Here is an 18,513-nt window from a genome sequence, read left to right on the forward strand (position 1 = left end):
GAGGATCGTCGACCAGTGAACGAAACGCGCAACATGATCCTCGCGATCGTCCTGTCGGCCCTTGTGCTGCTGGGATGGAGCTTTCTGTCCGATCGCTTCCTCCCCACGGCCAATCCGCCGAGCACCCAGGTCAAGGATGCCAAGGTCCAGCCGCTGCCTAAGCCGCAGGCGGATCCGACTGCCGACTCGCCCCCGGCCCTGCGCAGCCGCTCCGCGGTTCTGGGCTCCACGCCCCGGGTGCGGATCGAAACGCCGTCACTGCAAGGTTCGCTGAACCTGCAGGGCGCACGCATCGATGACCTCACCCTGGTGCGGCATACCCAGGATCTGCGCCGCAACTCGCCCCCCATCCGCCTCCTTTCCCCGGGCGGGGCTCCGGGAGCCTATTTCGCCAGCTTCGGTTGGACCGGCCAAGGCACCGAGTTACCGAGCGCCTCTACCGTCTGGCAGGCGAGCGCATCCGTTCTCAGCCCCGGCAAGCCGGTCACCCTCAGCTGGGCCAACGCCACCGGCCAGAGGTTCGAGCTGATTATATCGGTCGACGACGGATACCTCTTCACCGTCCGGCAGCGAGTCGCGAACGCGGGGGCCGGAGCGGTCGCCGTCCGGCCCTATGGCTTCGTGAGCCGCGCGAGCAAGTCGAATGATCCCGACGCGTGGACCCACCACGTCGGGCCGATGGGCTTCTTCAACGGCGCTGCAAATTACGACATCGACTACGATGCGCTGGACGCGGCGGGTCAGAACTTCGCCAGCACTGGCGGCTGGCTCGGCTTCACCGACAAATATTGGCTGACGGCGCTTGCACCGACTGGAGAGACGCCTCTGAATGCCACCTTCCGCCGCTCTCCCGCGGGCGGCTTCCAGGCGGACTATGCCCTGCAGCCGTCGATCGTAGCACCCGGCGAGGCGGTGACATCCGAGACGCGGCTCTTTGCCGGCGCAAAGGAAAAGGAGTGGCTGGACCGCTACGAAACGGCCGGCATCACCAAGCTGTCCAAGTCGATCGACTGGGGCTGGTTCGAATGGTTCATGCGCCCGATCTTCACCCTTCTGCTGTGGCTGTTCCACGCCGTCGGCAACTTCGGCCTGGCGATCATCGCGCTGGTCGTGATCGTCAGGGCGATCATGTACCCAATCTTCGACAAGCAGTTCCGCTCGATGGCCGCGATGCGGGTCGTGCAGCCGAAGCTCAAGGAGATCCAGGAGCGGCACAAGGACGACCGTGTCCGGCTGCAGCAGGAAATGCTGGACCTTTACAAGCGCGAGAAGATCAATCCGGCCGCGGGCTGCCTGCCGATCCTGATCCAGATTCCGGTCTTCTACGCACTCTACAAAGTGCTGACCGTGACTGTCGAAATGCGGCACCAGCCGTTCTACCTGTGGATCAAGGATCTCGCAGCGCCGGACCCGCTGACCCCCGTCAACCTGTTCGGCCTGCTCCCGTTCACACCACCGGGTCTGCTGGCGATCGGTGTGCTGCCGATCCTGCTCGGTATCACCATGTGGCTGCAGTTCAGGCTGAACCCCGCTCCGATGGACCCGGTCCAGAAGCAGGTCTTCTCGATCATGCCATGGGTGATGATGTTCGCCATGGCGCCGTTCGCCGCCGGCCTGCAGCTCTACTGGGTGGTGTCCAACCTCCTGGGCATCGCCCAGCAGAAGTTCCTCTACTGGAAGTATGATGCGGAGCGTGCAGCGGGGAAGCCGGCGGTAGCGAAATGACGGACGATGCGATCGACCCTGCCGAACGGGCACGAAAGCTCTTTGCGGGGCCGATCGCCTTCCTGAAGTCCGCCCCGGGCCTTCAGTTTCTGCCGGACCCGACCGTTCCGGAGATTGCCTTCGCCGGGCGGTCGAACGTCGGCAAGTCGTCGCTGCTGAATGCGCTGACCAACCGCAAGGCTCTTGCCCGCACGTCGAATACGCCGGGCCGGACTCAGGAGCTCAACTTCTTCGACGTGGGCGAGCCGCTCGCGCTGCGCCTTGTCGACATGCCCGGCTATGGCTTCGCGGAGGCCCCCAAGGACCTGGTGAAGCGCTGGCGCTTCCTCGTGAACGACTACCTTCGCGGTCGGCAGGTGCTAAAGCGCGCCCTGATCCTGATCGACTCGCGTCATGGCGTGAAGCCGGTCGATCGCGACGTCATGGACATGCTCGACGCTGCAGCGGTCAGTTACCATGTCGTCCTCACGAAGGCCGACAAGGTCAAGCCGACCGCGCTCGACACCACGATCGCGGCAACGGTCGAGGAGACCATGAAACGCCCTGCCGCACATCCCTTGCTCGTCGCCACTTCCAGCGAAACCGGCAGCGGTCTAGCCGAGTTGCGAACCGCAATCCTGGACGCGGCCTTCAGTTAGGAACTCGCCTTGCTTAAGCTCATCATCGGCAACCGCGCTTATTCCTCCTGGTCGATGCGCGGTTGGCTGGCGCTCAAGCACAGCGAGCTCGAGTTCGAAGAGCTAGTCGTTCCGCTGTTCGACGAATTCTGGGAGCAGCGCCGCGAAGGAGATGAGTTCGCGCCCTCGCTCGGGAAAGTGCCGGTGCTCTGGCACGATGATACGGTCGTTTGGGACAGCCTCGCGATCGTCGAATATTGCTGTGACATGGTCGGTCGGGACCGGTTCTGGCCGGATGACGACGCCGCACGGGGCATGGCCAGATCGATGGCGGCAGAAATGCACTCGAGCTTCTCGAATCTTCGCCGAGACCTGCCGATGAATGTGCGCAAGCTTGCCGGACCTCGCCCCATCAGCGAGGAAGTGAAGGCGGAGATCAATCGCATCCTGACCCTCTGGGCGCAGGCGCGTGCCCGCCACGGAGGCACGGGCGACTTCCTGTTCGGGCCCTGGTGCGCCGCGGACATCATGTTCGCGCCCGTGGTGACCCGCTTCATCACCTACCATGTCCCGGTTCCGCCTTTTGCCCGGACCTACATGGACGCGGTGCTTCGTCACCCTCATGTGCTGGAATGGATCGATAAGGCACAGGATGAGCCATGGGTCATTGACGCGTACGAGGTCAGCACTCCGGCCGAAAAATGAGTGGAACTCATTGGCGGGAAATCGCTTTTACCTGAAGATGCGTTTGTTCCTGCCGTTCGCCGCTACCGCGGCGCTATCCGCCTGCGCCACCCCTTCCGACCGGATCAGCGACGCGCTGATGGGGTACGGCATCGACCGGGGTCGGGCCGAATGCATGGGCTCCAGGCTGCAGAAGAACCTGTCCATCAGCCAGTTGCAGGAACTGGCACGTGTCGCTCGCGCCTTTCGTGAGAACGATCCGAGCCCCGGCAAGCTGACGGTCAACGATCTTCTGCGCGTGGCTGGTCAGGTCCAGGACCCGCGTGTTCCGCTGGAGGTCGCCAAGGGGTCAGGCAAGTGCGGACTCGTAACCCGGCCCTTCATGTCGATGCTGAGCGCCGTCAGCGGCCGCTAGAGCTCGCTCTTATTCACCATGCGGCCGGTCGCCGCGTCATAGTGCAGGTCGATGTCGGGATAATGGCAGTCGCCCTCGCCACGGCGATTGTCCACGGCGATGAAGGTACACGGGCGGTCGCTTCGGTTTACCAGATGATGGGCATTCGGGACGTCCTTGGGCCAGGCGGCGCAATCCCCCGGTCGAAGCATCGTCTCCCCGTCGTTCTCGATCAGGACCGCCTCTCCCTCAATCATGACCAGGAACTCATCGATGCCCTCGTGCCAGTGACGCTGGCTCGACCAGGCTCCCGGCTGCAACGTGACCCGGCTGACCCCGAGTTCAGTCAGGCCGGACGCCGCGCCGATCCGCTGGTAGAGCCGGCCCTGCACATCGTCGCTGTACGGCGACGGATAGCTGGTCCGGTTAGTCGCCTCGACCGTCTCGATGTCTACCTTCGGCATCCCGCCTCCCCTGTGCAACGGGGGGAGTGGTTGCTAGTCCCGCCCGCATGACTTCTATCGACCCGGTCGAGCTGGCCGCCAAGCTGATTTCCACGCCTTCGGTCACCCCCGCGCGAGGACCGGTGTTCGACGTGCTAGAGCAGGCCCTGGCGCCGCTGGGCTTCACCATTCATCGCTTCACCCTGGGGGAAGCGCCGGACGGTCCGACCGAGAACATGGTAGCCATCAGCGGCGAGGGCGGACCGCACTTCGGCTTTGCAGGGCATCTCGACGTGGTCCCGCCCGGCGAGGGCTGGAGCGGCGACCCCTTCGTCGCGCGCATCCAGGACGGCCGTCTGATCGGCCGCGGCGCGAACGACATGAAGAGCGCTATCGCCGCCTTCGTCTCTGCCATCTCAACAAGCGAGCAGCGACGGGGAACGGTGTCGCTTCTCATCACCGGCGACGAGGAGGGCTATGCCACCCATGGCACGCCCAAGATTATCGATTGGCTGAATGCGCGCGGCATTCGGCCCGACATGATTCTGATTGGAGAGCCAACGTCCGAACAGCAACTCGGCGACACGGTCAAGATCGGACGCCGCGGCTCAGTCAACATGTGGATCGACGTACCCGGCACCCAGGGCCACGTCGCCTATCCGCACAAGGCGGACAATCCCGTCCCGAAGCTCGGCCGGATCATCGAGGCCCTGTCCGCCCTGGAGCTGGACGACGGAACGGACGCGTTCCCGCCCTCCAACCTCGAGTTCACGGGCGTCGACACGCCGACCCACGCCAGCAACGTGATCCCGGCGTCCGCCACTGCGCAGTTGAACATCCGCTTCAACAATCTGCAACGTGGCGAGGATCTCGTTCGGCTGGTCGAGAGGGTCGCCCGGGAGGTCGAACCCAGGGCCACCGTTCGGGCCCGCATTTCGGGAGAGGCCTTCCTGACCCCGCCGGGAAGGCTCTACGATCTGGTGGTGGACGCGATCCGCACCGAGGTCGGTATCACCCCTGCCCTGTCTACGAGCGGCGGCACCTCGGATGGGCGCTTCCTTATCCAACTCTGCCCGGTCGTGGACTTTGGCCTGCCCAATGCAACCATGCACAAGCTCGATGAAAGTGCGGACGTCGAGGACATCCGCACCCTCGCGCGGATCTATCGTAGGATCGTCGACGCCGCACTCGGCTGAATGTCCGCGCCGCGGGTCGTGCGAGTGGCATTGCTCGACCAGGCGACGAACTCGCTCTCGAACATCGGCTGGGCGAATACGAAGCCCTGCACGGTATGACAGCCCATCGCGCGGAGGATGTCGGCCTGGCCGACCGTCTCCACCGCTTCCGCCACGATCTCGCAGCCAACCCCGCGGATCAGGTGAATGACCGCCTGGACAACGACCCGCGCCTTCTCGTCGCAATCGATATCCGCGATCAACGACGGGTCGAGCTTGACCCGGTCGAGCGGCATGGCCCGCAGCCGCGCAATGTTCGAGTAGCCGGTACCGAAGTCGTCGATCGCGATGGTTGCGCCATCCTCTCGCAACGAAGCGATTTCCGCCAGCACCTGCGCCGAGCATTCCATCGCCGCGCTCTCGGTGAATTCCAGTTCGATCGAGCTCAGCGGAACCCCGGCTTCGGCAAACGTCTGCCTGAGGCGTGCGAAGAAATCCGACCGGTCAAGTTGCCGCGGAGACACGTTGAACGCCAGCCGCTTGGCGATCCCATCACGATGCCAGGAGGCCAGGATCGAAGCGACCTCCGCCATCACCCAGTCTCCAATCTCAGTTATGATCCCTGTTTGCTCGGCGATCGGGATGAACGTAGCGGGTAGACGCATGCCCTCTCGCGGGTGGCTCCAGCGCAGCAGCGCCTCGGCACCGGTGATCTCGCCGGTGGAAAGGCTCAGCTGCGGCTGCAGTGCGAGGAGGAACTCACCCCGCTGCACGGCCTCGGTCAGCGCTTTCTCGGTCTGGACCTTGCGGGTATGTTCCTCCGCCAACTCATCGCTGAACAGGCAATGCTGTCCCCCGCCCCGCGCCTTCGCGCGATACATGGCGATATCGGCCGCCCGCATCAGGGACTCGATGGTTCGCCCGTGCATGGGCCCGACCGCCACGCCGATCGAGGCGCCGATGTCGATGCTGTGGCCGTGCAATTCGAACGGTTCGGCAATCGCGAGCACTACGCGCCGGGCCAGCCGCTCGACATCCGGCAGACCGGCGACGTTCGGGAAGAACAATGTAAATTCGTCCCCTGCGAGCCGCGCCAGGATAGGGCGGGGATGAGTGGGGCCGGCTTCTCCATTGACCACCACGCGAAGGCGGTTGGCAACCATCACCAGCAGTTGGTCTCCGCGTGCATGGCCGAGGCTGTCATTGACGGCTTTGAACCGGTCGAGGTCGATGAACAGCATGGCGGACATCTGCTTCTCGCCCATGTTGGCGATCAGGCGGTCGGCCTCCGCGCGGAAGTTGAGGCGGTTCGGGAGCGAAGTTACCGGGTCGTACATCCCCAGCGCTTGGGCATTCTCGATAGACGCGCGCACTTCGGCGAACAGGGTGTCCACGGCCGTGGCAAGCTTGGGCATGTTCCGCTGCACAATGGCGGGCGCCGGCGAGACCAGATCGCCGTCCTCCACCGCCATCAGGCGATCACCCAAAGCATTCAGCGCCCGAGCCGATTCGCTGTTCGGCCGCTCGGACGCGATGTAGCTGACGAGCAGGCAGAAGGCCCCTGCCACCAGGGACGCGACGACCTGCTCCGGAAGCTCGGTAAGGTAGAGAAACGCCGACAAGGAGAAGAGGAACGACGCCACCCCTGCCGCACCGGACAGGACCGCGTTGCTGACCTTCTGGGCGGTACCTTCGGTCATCGGGTGGTGAGGGCCTCCACAGGGCACGGCCGGCTTGCCGCGCTTGCCGCACTGTTAAGCATTCACCGTTAAGAAAGCGTTTTGGGCGGCTCAGCGCTTAAGGATCAGGTACAAGCTGCCACCTCCGCCATGTCGCCGGTGCGCGCTCCTGACCGCAGCGATCCTCGATGCATGACGCGAAACTGCCAGCCAGTCGTGCACCGCGGCCCGGATTCGGCCACGGGCTACGGGCGGCTCGCCCGGACGATGGTGCCCAGTGATCAGCAACAGGACACGATCCCCCCTGGTAATTGCTTGATCAAGCGCGCGGTCGATCGCTGTCCAGGCGCTGTCCAGCGAGTGGCCGTGGAGATCGAGAGTTCGGTCCGGCTCGACTGTTCCGGATCGCAGCCGCCGCTCCCAGTGTCCGTCCAGCGAGCCATGGACGGTGGCGCGCGCAGCCGTCGGCGGTGGAGAGGAGCGTGCCGGCGGAACTCGGGCCTTCACCCGCGATGGAGCGGCTTCGACTTTCACCGTGGACGGACTGGTCGGAAGCGCGGCTTGGACCGGCTGCGGTTCGCGCGACAGGGGCCGAATGGTCGCGGTCACCCGCGCCCAGAGTTCCTCTTCCTCAGCGGAGAGCTTGCGCACGGGCCGTCTCGGCCTGCGCCACCGTTCCCTTGGGCAGAAGGAGCAGCGCCTGTCCCTTGGCCGCCATGCCGCCCGCGATCTGGGTGGCGAGCGGGCCCGCGCCCCAGAAGGTGTCGAAGCGGTTCGGCCCCTTGATCGCCCCGCCGGTATCTTGCGCAACCCACAGCCCATCGGCCTCCGGTCGCTCCATGTCGAGCCAGACCGGGGCGCCGAGCGGGACGAACAGCGGGTCAGCCGCCACAGTGCCCTTCGGGGTCACGGGGACGTTCAAAGCCCCAAGCGGGCCAGGGCCCGTCAGCTCCCGGAAGAAGATATAGCTCAGATTTTCGCGCATCAGCGACCTGCCGCCGTCCGGCTGCGCACGCATCCAGGCCTTGATGGACTCCATGCTGGCGCCGCCCGGCGGGAGGATACTACGCTCCCGCAGCAGCCGCCCGACAGCCACATACTCGCGGCCGTTCTGGCTGTCGTACCCGACCCGCATGACAGACCCGTCCGGCAGTCGAAGCCGGCCCGACCCCTGAATCTCCAGGAAGAACAGTTCCACCGGGTCGGCCGCCCACGCGAGTTCCAGACCCTTGCCCGCCAGCACACCGTCCTCGATCTCGGCGCGTGTATAGTAGAGGACGCAGGTTCCCGTCTCGTCCAGGCGTCCACGACCGGTCTTGCCGTCGGTTCTGGTGCAGCGCACCAGATCGGCCGGAGTCCGATAGATGGGGATGGCATAGCCTGGAGCGGGCGTACGGGACCCGGCGATCTCGGGCTCGTAATATCCAGTTGCGAAGGCCTCACCCGCTCCGACTTTCACCCACTCAAAACGATCGCGGAAGAAGGCAGAAGCCTGGCCGGGAGCCACGCGGGAAGCCTCGGAGCAGAGAGGTTGCCAGTCGAGCGGTCCAGTCAGCAGCGACGCATCGACCCGCTTGGTCAGGACAGGGCAGCTCAGGCGAAATGCGGCAAGGGCGCGTTCCGCTGCTTCCGCGTTGATCGCCCGCGGCTCGGCGAGGCTAACTCCCGCCTCACGTGCAGTCGCCGGTTTCGGCGGCTCCGGGGTCGGGGTCGGTACTGGAACGGGCGTAACCGGTGGCGGTGCGACCGGCGGGGTCGGCCGCGTGGCGCAGGCCGACAGCAACGCCGCTCCGGCGAGCGCCACGAATGAAGACTTGAACCTCACTCTTCTTCGTCGGTCTCGATCAGCACCCAGTTCGGGTCGCGGGAGGCGAGGTCGCGGCGGAAGGTCCACAGGTCGCGGGTCTGCACGGCGTCGCTCAGCGAACCCGCAATTACCTCCCCGTCGGCATTCCGGGTCACTGCGGCGATGTCCGCCTCGAACCGCACGGCGATCACCGCGACCGACTGGGTCAGCGAAGCTTCGGCGATCACCGCCTGCTCGATCGCGATCAGGCGATTGTCGAGCTTGTGACCAGCGGCTTCGCGCTCTTCGACAGCCGAGGCGAAGGTCCGGTACACGTCCGGATCGATGAAGCCGCTCACGCTGTCCAGGTCGCCGCGCCAGAACGCCTCCAGCACCATCCGGTAGGCGGCCTGCGCCCCTTCGAGGAAGCGCGCCACGTCGAAGGACTGGTCGGCGGCAAGGATTGCCCGCACCCCGGGCCCAGCGGTCGGAAGATAAGCGTCGCCCGACGCCTCCGCCGCATTGCCCGAAGTCAGCGGCGAAGCCTGCGCGCGCGCGGCGACGGCTGCTTCCGGCTCTGCGGGCTTGAGCGTGAGTTGCTGCTCATGTCCCGTCCGCTCGCCCAGCACGCTGTACAGGCGCAGGCCGATGAAGAGCGCCACGAGGGCGAGGATGATGATTGCCGTCAAGCTAGCGATCCTGTCAGTCGTTCAACGTATAACATAGTGTTGCGTGCCACGCCTTCAAACGGTTCCTTGGGTCCACCTGGCGCAGTCCGCCGCCATTGCACCGCTTTCACCCGACTGCTAGTCGCGCCTCCAGACCGGGCCTACATCGGCTCTGCCTTCATTTCATATATCGCCTCAAGGGTAAATCGAACATGGCCGATCAGGATTCCAGCAGCCCGACCAACGGCAACGGCGACGTTGCGGACCTGCCCCAGGTTGCCGGCCTCGCCCAGTACATCAAGGACCTATCGGTCGAGAACCCGAGCGCTCCGGCCGTCTACCAGTGGCAGGAACAGCCCCAACTCGACGTCCAGTTCAACATCAACGTGAACAAGGTTTCGGACGAGGTTCACGAAGTGGTGCTGAAGATCGACGCCAGTGCCCGTTCGCAGAGCGGCGTCCATTTCGTCGTGGACCTGAGCTACGCGGGCCTGTTCGCGCTGCGCAACGTGCCCGAAGAGGCGCTTGCCCCGTTCATGCTGGTCGAGGCACCGCGCCTGCTGTTCCCCTTCGCCCGGCAGATCATCGCCTCCTCCGTCCAGGACGCCGGCTTCCCGCCGCTGATGCTCGACCCCATCGACTTCGCCGGCATCTATCAGGCCCAGATCCAGGCGGCTCAGCAGGGTCAGTCGGCGGACGGCCAGGGTGCAGAGCCGAGCATCCAGTAAACTCGCCCTCCCGCACGGACGCGGCTCCAGCCCCATGAACCTGCTCAAGGCCACCGGCACCATCGGCGGGCTGACCATGCTCAGCCGCGTGCTCGGCTTTGCGCGGGACATGATCGCAGCGCGGCTCCTCGGCGCAAGCCACGCCAACGACGCTTTTAACCTGGCCTTCCTCCTGCCGAACATCTTCCGCCGCTTGTTCGCGGAAGGAGCCTTCTCGTCCGGCTTCGTGCCTTTGTTCAGCCGCCGGCTCGCGGGCGGCGGAATGGAGGATGCGCAGCAATTTTCCAACGACATCCTGGCTGTCTTCATGCCTGCGCTGCTGCTGGTCACGGCGCTGTTCGTGATCTTCATGCCGGGCGTGCTGTTGCTGGTCGTTCCGGAATATGCCGACACGCCGGGCAAGTTCGAGCTCGCGGTCGAGCTGTCGCGCTACACCTTCCCATACCTTCTGTTCATCAGCCTAGTCGCGCTCCTCTCCGGCGTGCTCAACAGCCTGACCCGCTTCGCTGTCGCGGCTTTCGCCCCGGCGCTGCTCAACCTGGCGCTGATCGCTGGCCTGCTGCTTGCGCCTCGCAACGACCTCGCGATCGTCCGCTTCATGGCCGCAGCCGTGCTCGTCGGAGGCGTCGCGCAATTCGCACTTTGTTGGTTCGCAGTCCGGCGCGCTGGGGTGCAACTCCGCTTTGGCCGCCCGCGCCTGACCCCCGCGGTTCGGGAACTGGTGATCCTGATCCTGCCTGCGACCGCCGCGGCGGGCGTGTACCAGCTCAGTCAGCTGTTCTATGCGTACTTCTCCTCCCGGCTGGGCGAAGGCGCGCTCACCATGCTGAGCTATGCCGACCGGCTGAACCAATTGCCCCTGTCGATCATCGGCACTGCGCTCGGCGTCGCTATCCTTCCAGCAATCAGCCAGGCGATTGCCCGCAACGAAGAAGCCGACGCGGCCGATGTCCAGGCCCGGGCCTTCGACCTTTCCATGCTGCTCACGCTACCCGCGACCCTGGCATTAATGGTCGCGAGCTTCCCGATCATCGGGGCGCTTTACCGCGGGGGCGAATATTCCCTCGACGCGGCGCAGACCACGGCAAACATACTGGCCATTCTGGTCACCGGCCTCCCCGCCTATGTGTTGGTGAAGGTGCTCACTCCCGCGTTTTATGCGCGCAAGGACGTGAAGACACCCGTCACAATCGGCATGGCGGTCCTTGCGCTCAGCATTCCGGCGAACTTCCTGCTCATCCCGGAGGTGGGCATATACAGCCTGGCGATCGTCACTTCGGCCGGGGCCTGGATTAACTTCATCCTGCTGTTCTCGATCCTGTATATTCGCGGCCACTTTCGGATGCCTGTCTGGCTCGTGAGCCGGGTCGCGCGCCAGCTGGTCGCCGCGCTAGCCATGGCGGGCGCGCTGTTTGTGCTCCGCGGCGTTCTTGCCGACTGGTTCCTCGGCAGTGTGGTCGAGCGAGCAATAGGCCTCGCAGTGCTCGTGGGCACGGGCGGCCTGGTCTACTTCGGCATCGCCTTCCTGCTCGGCGGCGTGGACAAGGCGGCGTTCAAGGCCCTCATCTCCCGCAAGAGGCCCGTTCAGGATGCCGGCTGATTTCCCTTCCGTCCCCGTGACCCGCGTCGTTTCGGGGATCCAGCCGACAGGCAACCTGCACCTGGGCAACCTGCTCGGGGCCATCCTTCGCTGGGTGAAGATGCAGGATGACGCTCCCTGCTTCTTCTTCCTCGCCGACCTTCATTCTCTGTCGGAGCATGTCCCCGCGGAGGTTCGCCGCGCCAACATCCGCGAGATGGCGGCCGCGCTGATCGCCAGCGGTATCGACCCCGCCAAATCCGTCCTCTTCGTCCAAAGCGCCGTTCCGGCCCATGCCGAGCTGTGCTGGCTGCTGAACGGCACTGCCCGCATGGGCTGGCTCAGCCGAATGACCCAGTGGAAGGACAAGTCAGGCAAGAACAAGGAAGGCGCCTCGGTTGCCCTGTTCGACTATCCTGTCCTTCAGGCCGCGGACATCCTTGTCTACCGGCCGAGCCACGTGCCCGTCGGTGAGGACCAGAAGCAACATATCGAGCTGACCCGCGACATCGCGATCAAGTTCAACACCGATTGCGACGTCGATCTGTTCATCCCACCCGAGCCCTACATCGGTGGCGGAACGGCCGCGCGCGTCATGTCCCTGCGTGACGGCACCGCGAAGATGAGCAAGTCCGATCCCTCGGACATGAGCCGCATCAACCTCATCGACGACGACGACACTATCGCGTCCAAGATCCGCAAGGCTCGCACCGACCCGGATCCCCTGCCTTCCGAGCTGGAGGGACTGGATGGCCGACCGGAAGCTCGCAATCTCGTCGGCATCATGGCCGCGGCGACCGACAGGTCGGAGCAGGACGTCTTGCGCGACTTCGCCGGACAGGGTTTCGGGGCGTTCAAGCCGGTCTTGGCGGACGCCCTGATCGCGTTGCTCGCCCCCATCCGTAGCCGCCTGGTTGAGCTGAGATCCGACGCGGCGGCGCTCGATGCTCACCTGTCCGACGGTGCGCAGCGTGCTCGTGAAGCGGCCGCGCCGACGCTCGCCGCTGCAAAACAGGCTCTCGGCCTGCTGTAGATCAATTCACCGGCCCACCGGCTCGCTTCATCGACCGTTCACAGCAACTCATGCTATACGCCTGACGTACTTACAGAAAATCTCTTTGAGTCGAGGCTGTCACGATGAACATGATCAAGAAGGCCGCTGCCGCCGTCCTGGCCGGCGTCGCGGCCATTGGGCTGTCGGGCTGCGCAACTGGCCTGCCCGCCAAGGTCACCCGCTTCCAGGCCATGCCCGCTCCCCAGGGGCAGAGCTTCTATATCGTCCCGGGCGCTGGGGAAGCGCAGGGCGGCGGGCTGGAGTTCAGCCGCTATGCGGCCATCGTCGCCCAGCAGATGCAGGCGCAGGGTTACGCCCAGGCGGCCTCGCCCCAGCAGGCGTCGATGATCGTCCAGTTGGGCTATGGCGTCGACAAGGGCACGCAGCGGATCGTCGAGGACCCGTTCGTCGGCCCGCGCTTCTACGATCCCTTCTACAGCCCACGCTTTGGCGTCTGGTACGGCCGACCCTATTACTCGCGCTTCGGCTACTACGGCCGGTTCGGCTCGCCCTTCTACTACGGCTGGGACGACCCCTTCTGGTTCGGGGACCGCGGCATCCGCAGCTACACCGAATACCGTAGCGAGCTTGAACTCGACATCCGCAGCCGCGCGACCAACCAATCGCTGTTCGAGGGCAAGGCGGTCGCCCGCTCCACCACGGATGAACTCGGCCGACTGGTGCCGAACCTGATCGAGGCCATGTTCACAAATTTCCCTGGCCGCAACGGGGAGACGGTACGGATCACCGTTCCGCCGGCCAAGCGCAGCCGCTGAGCCGCGCCGCTTGACACGAAAGGCCCGCTCGGAGCGATCCGGGCGGGCTTTTCTATGCGCGCCCGTGCCGCCCCGCCGCGAGCAGCGCTCCTACCAGCAAGGCGCCGAACAAGGCTCCCTCCAGTGCGGCCGTGATCGCCAGGCTGACCGGCCCGAGCCCACCTTCCCCCATCAGCGCGCCGAGATTGTCGATGCGCAGGCGCGACTCCGGAAAGCTGCCGGCAAGCTGGTCCAGGCTGCCGATCAGCAACCGCCCGCCCGTCACGCTGATCAGCAGGCCAGCGCTCGCCCCCAAGCCGGCCGCCAGCGCCATCGCTTGGCGCAGCGTGAGCTTGCGGCCTATCCAGCAGCCCAGTCCCAACGCCGCCCCTAGCACCGCTCCTTCGGCCGCGCCCGTGACGTCGCCCGGGGAACGACCGACCAAAAGCATGAAGGCATCGCTGCCAAGCAACTTGACGGCAGCTCCGACCAGCAACCCGCCTGCCGCGCCACCGACAACGCTCCACCCGTCGAAGCGCTCTCGCAGCGCGCGCGCGGCCGCGATCCCGAACGCCACTCCGGCGCCGCCGAGCAGCGCCACCAATACGGTGACGCACAGCAGCACCAGCAGCGCCGACGCCGCTCCGATCGGTCCCTCGCTGGCCGACACGAAGCCGATCACCAGCCCGCCTAGCAGCCCCGCCGCCACGCCGCCCCCGGTTCCAGCGAGCCCGTCGCGCAGGAGATCGGTCCACCAGACCGTGCCGCCGCCGACTCCCGACCTCGCGACCGGCCCTGCGCTCCCATCCTCCACGTGCGCGATGAAGCGGTAGCCGTGCTTCGGCACCGTCTCGATGAAGCGCGGCCGTCCCGCCTCGTCTCCCAATTGCCGCCGAAGCGTCCGGATGCACTGGGTCAGCGCTTCGTCGGTAACCGGCACGCCGCGCCAGACCTCCTCCATGAAGCGGTCCTTGGTGACCAGCCGCCCCCGTTCCCGCACCAAGAGCTCCAGAGCATCGAAGTAGCGTCCATTGATCTCGACGACCTCACCGTCACGGCTGAGCCTCCGTTCGCCCGGGGCGAGCAGGAAATCGGCGAAACGGAAGCGAACCGGCTGCATTTTTCAGCAAACCCTCATGACTTGCTCATGCCGGTCAGCCCGGGTGAGTGCATCCTGATCGCCTCTTCCGATCACGAAAGGCAAGACATGACCAGCTTTACCGAACCCCGCCGCCGGCCCAATCCCTGGCGGGTCGCCGGCTGGAGCACCGCCGTCGGCCTGCTGCTCCTGCCGCTCATCGCCATGCAGTTCACCACAGAGGTCAACTGGACCTTCGGCGACTTTCTATTCGCCGCCATGATGTTCGGTCTTGTCGGCCTGACCCTGGAACTCGTGGTCCGCGCCTCGCCGAGCTGGTTCTACCGTGGCGGCGTCGCAGCGGCCGTGCTGGCAACGTTTCTCCTGACCTGGAGCAATCTGGCCGTGGGCTTCATCGGCAACGAGGACAATCCCGCCAACGCCTTGTTCTTCGGGATCCCCGCCCTGGTCCTCCTCGCGTCCGCATTGGCCGGCTTCCGCGCTGGGGGCATGGTCTGGGCGATGGTGCTCGCCGCCGCGGCGCAGATCGCCATCCCCCTCGCCATTATGAGCTTCGGCCTCGGCGATCCCGTCCGCATCCGCCCCATCGAATTCCCGATCGCCACGGGCATCTTCACCGCCCTCTGGCTCACCTCCGCCGCCCTGTTTCGCCACGCGGCGCGGGAGAGGTAAAGACCTTCCACCAGCCGTGCGCATGTCTGCGTTCGACCCATTGAGGACTGTCGCTCCAATCTAGGTGCGCTGCCGCGACATTACCTTGCCGAGCAGCCAAATCAGTCCGCCGACCAGAATGACGTCCAACCACATGGCGAGCTTGAATGTAGACCGTTCCGCGTGATGCCAATCGATGGCTGTGACAGCCGCCACGTGGAAAGCCGCGATGATGAGCAACGCGACCCAGAACCATGTTCGCTTCCTGAGTGGCGAGAACACGAACGGCATTAGCACGATAGAAAGGACCGAAACTGCGACTGCTTGGCCCTGACCTGCAGGAAGCCAGAAAAGAGCAAACAGAACGAACGGAGCCAGCGCCGCCCCAACTACGCAGCCCTGTTCATGCGTGACCGTTCCGAAGATCTCGTCGTCTTGATCGTCTGACATTCATTTCAGCCTAACAGGCAAGGATCCGCTTTCCACCCGTTCACGACACCCAGGCTAGCCGTCTGAGTTCGACCGATTGCGGGCATTAGAGGCCCTGCGCTCGCAAGCTCTCCGCCAAGGCACGTATATCCTCAAAAGAGGCTGGGTTGCTGATGCCGATGGGGTATTCGTTCGTCACATAGCGCTCGCTAATCTTCAGTAGCGGCGCGATCGCTTTCTCTTCCTGCTGCTCACACGGTGACCAACTCATCAGGTCATCAATCTCGTATCCCGTCCCTTGACCCTCCACATGACGCAGGAGGGCTTCTGAGGCAGGCATCGGGTTGGCCAGTAACCGACCGATGAAAGTTCTTGATGTCATGGACCAATCTTAGGCGCGGCTAACGTCCGATTTCCACCCAAGGCAGACGCTCACGCTCTCCAGGGCTCCACTTGAGGTCGAGATGACGTAAGCTGCTCTGATGACCGGTCCCTCCTTCACAGTCCATCGTCTTGGTCCTGGTGACGAGGAGACCTTTCGTGCCCTGAACGCCGTCTTCCGCGAGGCGTTCAACGAACCTGACACCTATGCCGATCAGAGTGTCAGCGAGAACTATCTCGAGGGGCTGCTCTCGCGGGAGCATATCGTCCCTCTCGTCGCGCGCTCCGGGGATGAGGTCGTCGGAGGACTGGTCGCCTACGAATTGGACAAGTTCGAGGCTGCGCGCCGGGAAATCTACATCTACGACCTCGCGGTCCGCGAAGCCGACCGGCGCAAGGGCGTGGCGACTGCCCTTATCCATCACCTCCGCAGCATTGCGGCCGACCGTGAGGCCTGGGTGATCTTCGTGCAGGCCGACCACGGCGACGACCCCGCGATCGCCCTCTACACCAAGCTGGGTACGCGCGAGGACGTGCTGCACTTCGACATACCGGTGCGCTGACCGGCGGCGCTCAGCCCTCCAGCTGCCTCGTCAGCAGGCGGATCGCCGCGTCGATCTCCGGATCGCTCGCCCGCAGCTTCTCGATCTGCCGGACCGCGTGGATCACCGTCGTATGGTCGCGTCCTCCGAAGCGCCGGCCGATGTCCGGCAGCGACTTGGGCGTCAGCTGCTTGGACAGGTACATGGCGACCTGACGCGGTCGGGCGACTTCACGCGCACGACGCGCGCTGGTCATCTCGGCCTTGCGGATGCGGTAATGCTCGGCGACCTGGGTCTGGATCTCGTCGATGGAGATGCGCCGCTGGTTGGCACGCAGCACGTTCGCCAGCACTTCCTCGACAAAGGGCACGTCGATCGCCCGGCCCGTCATCATGGCATAGGCCGCGATGCGATTGAGCGCACCCTCGAGCTCGCGAATGGACGCGGTCAGGCGCTTGGCCAGGAACTCCACGACATTACCCGCCATCGAAACGCCCGGCAGCAGCGCCAGCTTCGAGAGCAGGATGTTGTAGCGCAGCTCGTAATCGGCGGCGTTGATGTCGGCGACCAGGCCCCAGCTCAGGCGCGACAGGATCCGCGGCGCGATCCCGTCGAGGTCCTGCGGCGCGCGGTCGGAGGTGATCACCAGGCGACGTCCGCAGGTGATGATCTCGTTCATCGTGTGGAAGAATTCTTCCTGGGTCGATTCCTTGCCTGCGATGAACTGCACGTCATCGATCAGCAGCAGGTCGGCCGACCGCAGCCGGTGCTTGAAGCCGATCGTGTCATTCTCGCGGATGGCCCGGACGAACTCGACCATGAACTTCTCGGCCGACATCGAGACCACTTGCGCGTTCGGGCGAAGCTCCAGGAAACGCTGGCCGATCGCATGGAGCAGGTGCGTCTTTCCCCGACCGGTCCCGCCATGGATGAACAGCGGATTGAACGTCACCGCATCGGCTTCCGCCAATGTGCGGGCAGCCGTCGCCGCGACTTCGTTGGCCTTGCCGATAACGAAGGTCGAGAAATTGTAGCGCGGATCGAAGTTGGGTCGAGGGTGCGGTGAGGCGGCCGCGGCGCGCTCGGCCGGGATCGGCTCGTCCTCAATGATCAGCAGCGGCGCGGGCTTGGGGCCACCCTCGCACGCGACGACCCGGACTTCGCGGACGATTGGCAGCGTTGTCTTCCAGGCGAGGGCCAGCCGCTCGGCAAAATGCGATCGGACCCAGTCGGCCATGAACTGGCTCGGCATCACGAGGTCGAGCGATCCCGACTCCGGGTCGAAGTCGCCGAGCTCGGCCGGCTTCAGCCAGCCATCAAAGGTCCGGGCGCCACAATCGCGGCGAAGGCCAGCGCGGATGGTCTCCCAGGCTGCCACGAGTGGCGAGGAGAGCCCCGAACCGTCATTCGCAGACGCAATTGTCCCCGTTCCTTGCACTGCTCCGCGCCTCCTCTCGTCCCCCCGGATGCAGGCGCAAGAAGGTTCGTTCGCCCGACTCCGAGTCGCGCGTCCTTCTGCTGTCCTGCGTGTGTCCCCCCAGTGGAATCACTGCCGGAGCGAAGGGTTTTGCTGGCTTGGAGCCGCCCCGGCAAGAGGCGATTTTTCACGGAAGTGAAATAATGCGTCTTGACAGGAGAAAGCAGAGAAAAAGCTCCGTTACCCGCAGTTTTCTGCCGTATTCTGCAGATCGTTAACCCGCGAGGAGGCGCGAATCGCGGGAAACATTAGGTTTTTTCTTTGGGCACGAAAAAGGCCGCTGGATCGCTCCGGCGGCCTGTCCCGATCTGGTACTGAAGAAGCCTCGCTCAGCCGAGCTGCGCGACCCGCTTTGTCAGGCGCGAGAACTTCCGCGAGGCCGTGTTCTTGTGAATGACGCCGCGCGCAACGCCACGCGCGATCTCGGGCTGCATCTTCTGCAGGGCTTCGACCGCCAGGCCCTTGTCGCCGGCTGCGCAGGCATTCTCCACCGCCTTGACGAAGGTGCGGATGCGGCTGACGCGCGCACCGTTGATCTCCGCCCGCTTGGCGTTGCGACGGATACGCTTCTTGGCTTGCGGCGTGTTCGCCATCGAAATCCCTCAAATACCGAGTGTTGCAATGAAAAAGCGGCGCGAAAAGCCTAT

General features: G+C 65.0%; 21 protein-coding genes. 11 read left to right on the plus strand and 10 right to left on the minus strand.

The window, feature by feature from the left end:
• Positions 1-15: 15 nt before the first annotated feature.
• Genes yidC through JT720_RS00820 form a run of 4 tightly spaced genes read left to right on the plus strand, consistent with a single transcriptional unit; the run spans position 16 to position 3,441 of the window.
• The gene (gene yidC / locus JT720_RS00805; RefSeq protein ID WP_205478587.1) at positions 16-1,725 is read left to right on the plus strand and encodes a membrane protein insertase YidC; all 1,710 of its coding nucleotides are present in this window, start codon (positions 16-18) and stop codon (positions 1,723-1,725) included.
• Positions 1,722-2,363 (plus strand): ribosome biogenesis GTP-binding protein YihA/YsxC, encoded by a 642-nt coding sequence (gene yihA / locus JT720_RS00810; RefSeq protein ID WP_205478588.1) that lies wholly within the window; start codon positions 1,722-1,724, stop codon positions 2,361-2,363. Before yidC ends, yihA begins: the two co-directional genes overlap by 4 nt.
• A gap of 9 nt (positions 2,364-2,372) precedes the next feature.
• Positions 2,373-3,047 (plus strand): glutathione S-transferase family protein, encoded by a 675-nt coding sequence (locus tag JT720_RS00815; RefSeq protein WP_205478590.1) that lies wholly within the window; start codon positions 2,373-2,375, stop codon positions 3,045-3,047.
• 37 nt (positions 3,048-3,084) lie between these two features.
• A complete protein-coding gene (locus JT720_RS00820; RefSeq protein WP_205478591.1) occupies positions 3,085-3,441 on the plus strand; it encodes a hypothetical protein in 357 nt (118 codons plus the stop codon).
• On the opposite strand, the gene JT720_RS00825 is transcribed toward JT720_RS00820, so the two are convergent.
• Entirely contained in the window at positions 3,438-3,884 is a 447-nt protein-coding gene (locus JT720_RS00825) for a cupin domain-containing protein (RefSeq protein ID WP_205478594.1), read from the minus strand. The two genes, JT720_RS00820 and JT720_RS00825, sit on opposite strands and share 4 nt — an antisense overlap.
• Positions 3,885-3,931: 47 nt before the next feature.
• On the opposite strand from JT720_RS00825, the gene dapE reads away from it, so the two are divergent.
• Positions 3,932-5,059, plus strand: a complete 1,128-nt coding sequence (dapE, locus tag JT720_RS00830) for a succinyl-diaminopimelate desuccinylase (protein ID WP_205478596.1) — start codon at positions 3,932-3,934, stop codon at positions 5,057-5,059.
• Here dapE and JT720_RS00835 read toward each other — a convergent pair.
• The 4 genes from JT720_RS00835 to JT720_RS00850 all read right to left on the minus strand — a co-directional run bounded on the left by JT720_RS00835 (position 5,026) and on the right by JT720_RS00850 (position 9,192).
• Positions 5,026-6,738 (minus strand): putative bifunctional diguanylate cyclase/phosphodiesterase, encoded by a 1,713-nt coding sequence (locus tag JT720_RS00835; protein WP_205478598.1) that lies wholly within the window; start codon positions 6,736-6,738, stop codon positions 5,026-5,028. The two genes, dapE and JT720_RS00835, sit on opposite strands and share 34 nt — an antisense overlap.
• A 90-nt stretch (positions 6,739-6,828) precedes the next feature.
• Positions 6,829-7,368 (minus strand): Smr/MutS family protein, encoded by a 540-nt coding sequence (locus JT720_RS00840; RefSeq protein WP_205478601.1) that lies wholly within the window; start codon positions 7,366-7,368, stop codon positions 6,829-6,831.
• Positions 7,349-8,542, minus strand: a complete 1,194-nt coding sequence (gene mltA / locus JT720_RS00845; protein ID WP_336511917.1) for a murein transglycosylase A — start codon at positions 8,540-8,542, stop codon at positions 7,349-7,351. The genes JT720_RS00840 and mltA overlap by 20 nt, the downstream gene beginning before the upstream one ends.
• The gene (locus JT720_RS00850; protein ID WP_205478603.1) at positions 8,539-9,192 is read right to left on the minus strand and encodes a Tim44/TimA family putative adaptor protein; all 654 of its coding nucleotides are present in this window, start codon (positions 9,190-9,192) and stop codon (positions 8,539-8,541) included. The genes mltA and JT720_RS00850 overlap by 4 nt, the downstream gene beginning before the upstream one ends.
• Positions 9,193-9,383: 191 nt before the next feature.
• Here JT720_RS00850 and secB point away from each other — a divergent pair, with 191 nt between their 5' ends.
• The 4 genes from secB to JT720_RS00870 all read left to right on the plus strand — a co-directional run bounded on the left by secB (position 9,384) and on the right by JT720_RS00870 (position 13,308).
• Entirely contained in the window at positions 9,384-9,899 is a 516-nt protein-coding gene (gene secB / locus JT720_RS00855) for a protein-export chaperone SecB (protein WP_205478605.1), read from the plus strand.
• Positions 9,900-9,933: 34 nt separating this feature from the next.
• Positions 9,934-11,499 carry a murein biosynthesis integral membrane protein MurJ gene (gene murJ, locus JT720_RS00860; protein WP_205478607.1) on the plus strand — a complete coding sequence of 522 codons (1,566 nt, stop codon included), beginning with the start codon at positions 9,934-9,936 and terminating at the stop codon, positions 11,497-11,499.
• The gene (gene trpS, locus JT720_RS00865; protein WP_205478609.1) at positions 11,489-12,511 is read left to right on the plus strand and encodes a tryptophan--tRNA ligase; all 1,023 of its coding nucleotides are present in this window, start codon (positions 11,489-11,491) and stop codon (positions 12,509-12,511) included. The genes murJ and trpS overlap by 11 nt, the downstream gene beginning before the upstream one ends.
• A gap of 104 nt (positions 12,512-12,615) precedes the next feature.
• A complete protein-coding gene (locus JT720_RS00870) occupies positions 12,616-13,308 on the plus strand; it encodes a DUF4136 domain-containing protein (RefSeq protein ID WP_237219598.1) in 693 nt (230 codons plus the stop codon).
• 52 nt (positions 13,309-13,360) lie between these two features.
• Here JT720_RS00870 and JT720_RS00875 read toward each other — a convergent pair whose 3' ends face one another.
• Positions 13,361-14,407: a winged helix-turn-helix domain-containing protein gene (locus JT720_RS00875; RefSeq protein WP_205478611.1), complete on the minus strand. Its 1,047-nt coding sequence runs from the start codon at positions 14,405-14,407 to the stop codon at positions 13,361-13,363.
• A gap of 87 nt (positions 14,408-14,494) precedes the next feature.
• Here JT720_RS00875 and JT720_RS00880 point away from each other — a divergent pair, with 87 nt between their 5' ends.
• Positions 14,495-15,058 (plus strand): hypothetical protein, encoded by a 564-nt coding sequence (locus JT720_RS00880; RefSeq protein WP_205478613.1) that lies wholly within the window; start codon positions 14,495-14,497, stop codon positions 15,056-15,058.
• Positions 15,059-15,118: 60 nt separating this feature from the next.
• Here JT720_RS00880 and JT720_RS00885 read toward each other — a convergent pair whose 3' ends face one another.
• Together JT720_RS00885 and JT720_RS00890 are read right to left on the minus strand one after the other, a co-directional pair.
• Positions 15,119-15,487: a hypothetical protein gene (locus tag JT720_RS00885; RefSeq protein ID WP_205478614.1), complete on the minus strand. Its 369-nt coding sequence runs from the start codon at positions 15,485-15,487 to the stop codon at positions 15,119-15,121.
• An 85-nt stretch (positions 15,488-15,572) separates the two neighbouring features.
• Entirely contained in the window at positions 15,573-15,848 is a 276-nt protein-coding gene (locus tag JT720_RS00890) for a hypothetical protein (RefSeq protein ID WP_205478615.1), read from the minus strand.
• A 100-nt stretch (positions 15,849-15,948) separates the two neighbouring features.
• Between JT720_RS00890 and JT720_RS00895 the strand changes: the two genes are divergently transcribed.
• Positions 15,949-16,410: an AAC(3)-I family aminoglycoside N-acetyltransferase gene (locus JT720_RS00895; RefSeq protein ID WP_205478616.1), complete on the plus strand. Its 462-nt coding sequence runs from the start codon at positions 15,949-15,951 to the stop codon at positions 16,408-16,410.
• 10 nt (positions 16,411-16,420) lie between these two features.
• Here JT720_RS00895 and dnaA read toward each other — a convergent pair whose 3' ends face one another.
• Positions 16,421-17,767 carry a chromosomal replication initiator protein DnaA gene (dnaA, locus tag JT720_RS00900; RefSeq protein ID WP_336511918.1) on the minus strand — a complete coding sequence of 449 codons (1,347 nt, stop codon included), beginning with the start codon at positions 17,765-17,767 and terminating at the stop codon, positions 16,421-16,423.
• A 428-nt stretch (positions 17,768-18,195) separates the two neighbouring features.
• Positions 18,196-18,459 (minus strand): 30S ribosomal protein S20, encoded by a 264-nt coding sequence (gene rpsT, locus JT720_RS00905; RefSeq protein ID WP_192585956.1) that lies wholly within the window; start codon positions 18,457-18,459, stop codon positions 18,196-18,198.
• Positions 18,460-18,513: the final 54 nt, after the last annotated feature.

Source organism: Sphingomonas arenae (genome assembly GCF_016924655.1).
GTDB lineage: Bacteria > Pseudomonadota > Alphaproteobacteria > Sphingomonadales > Sphingomonadaceae > Sphingomicrobium > Sphingomicrobium arenae.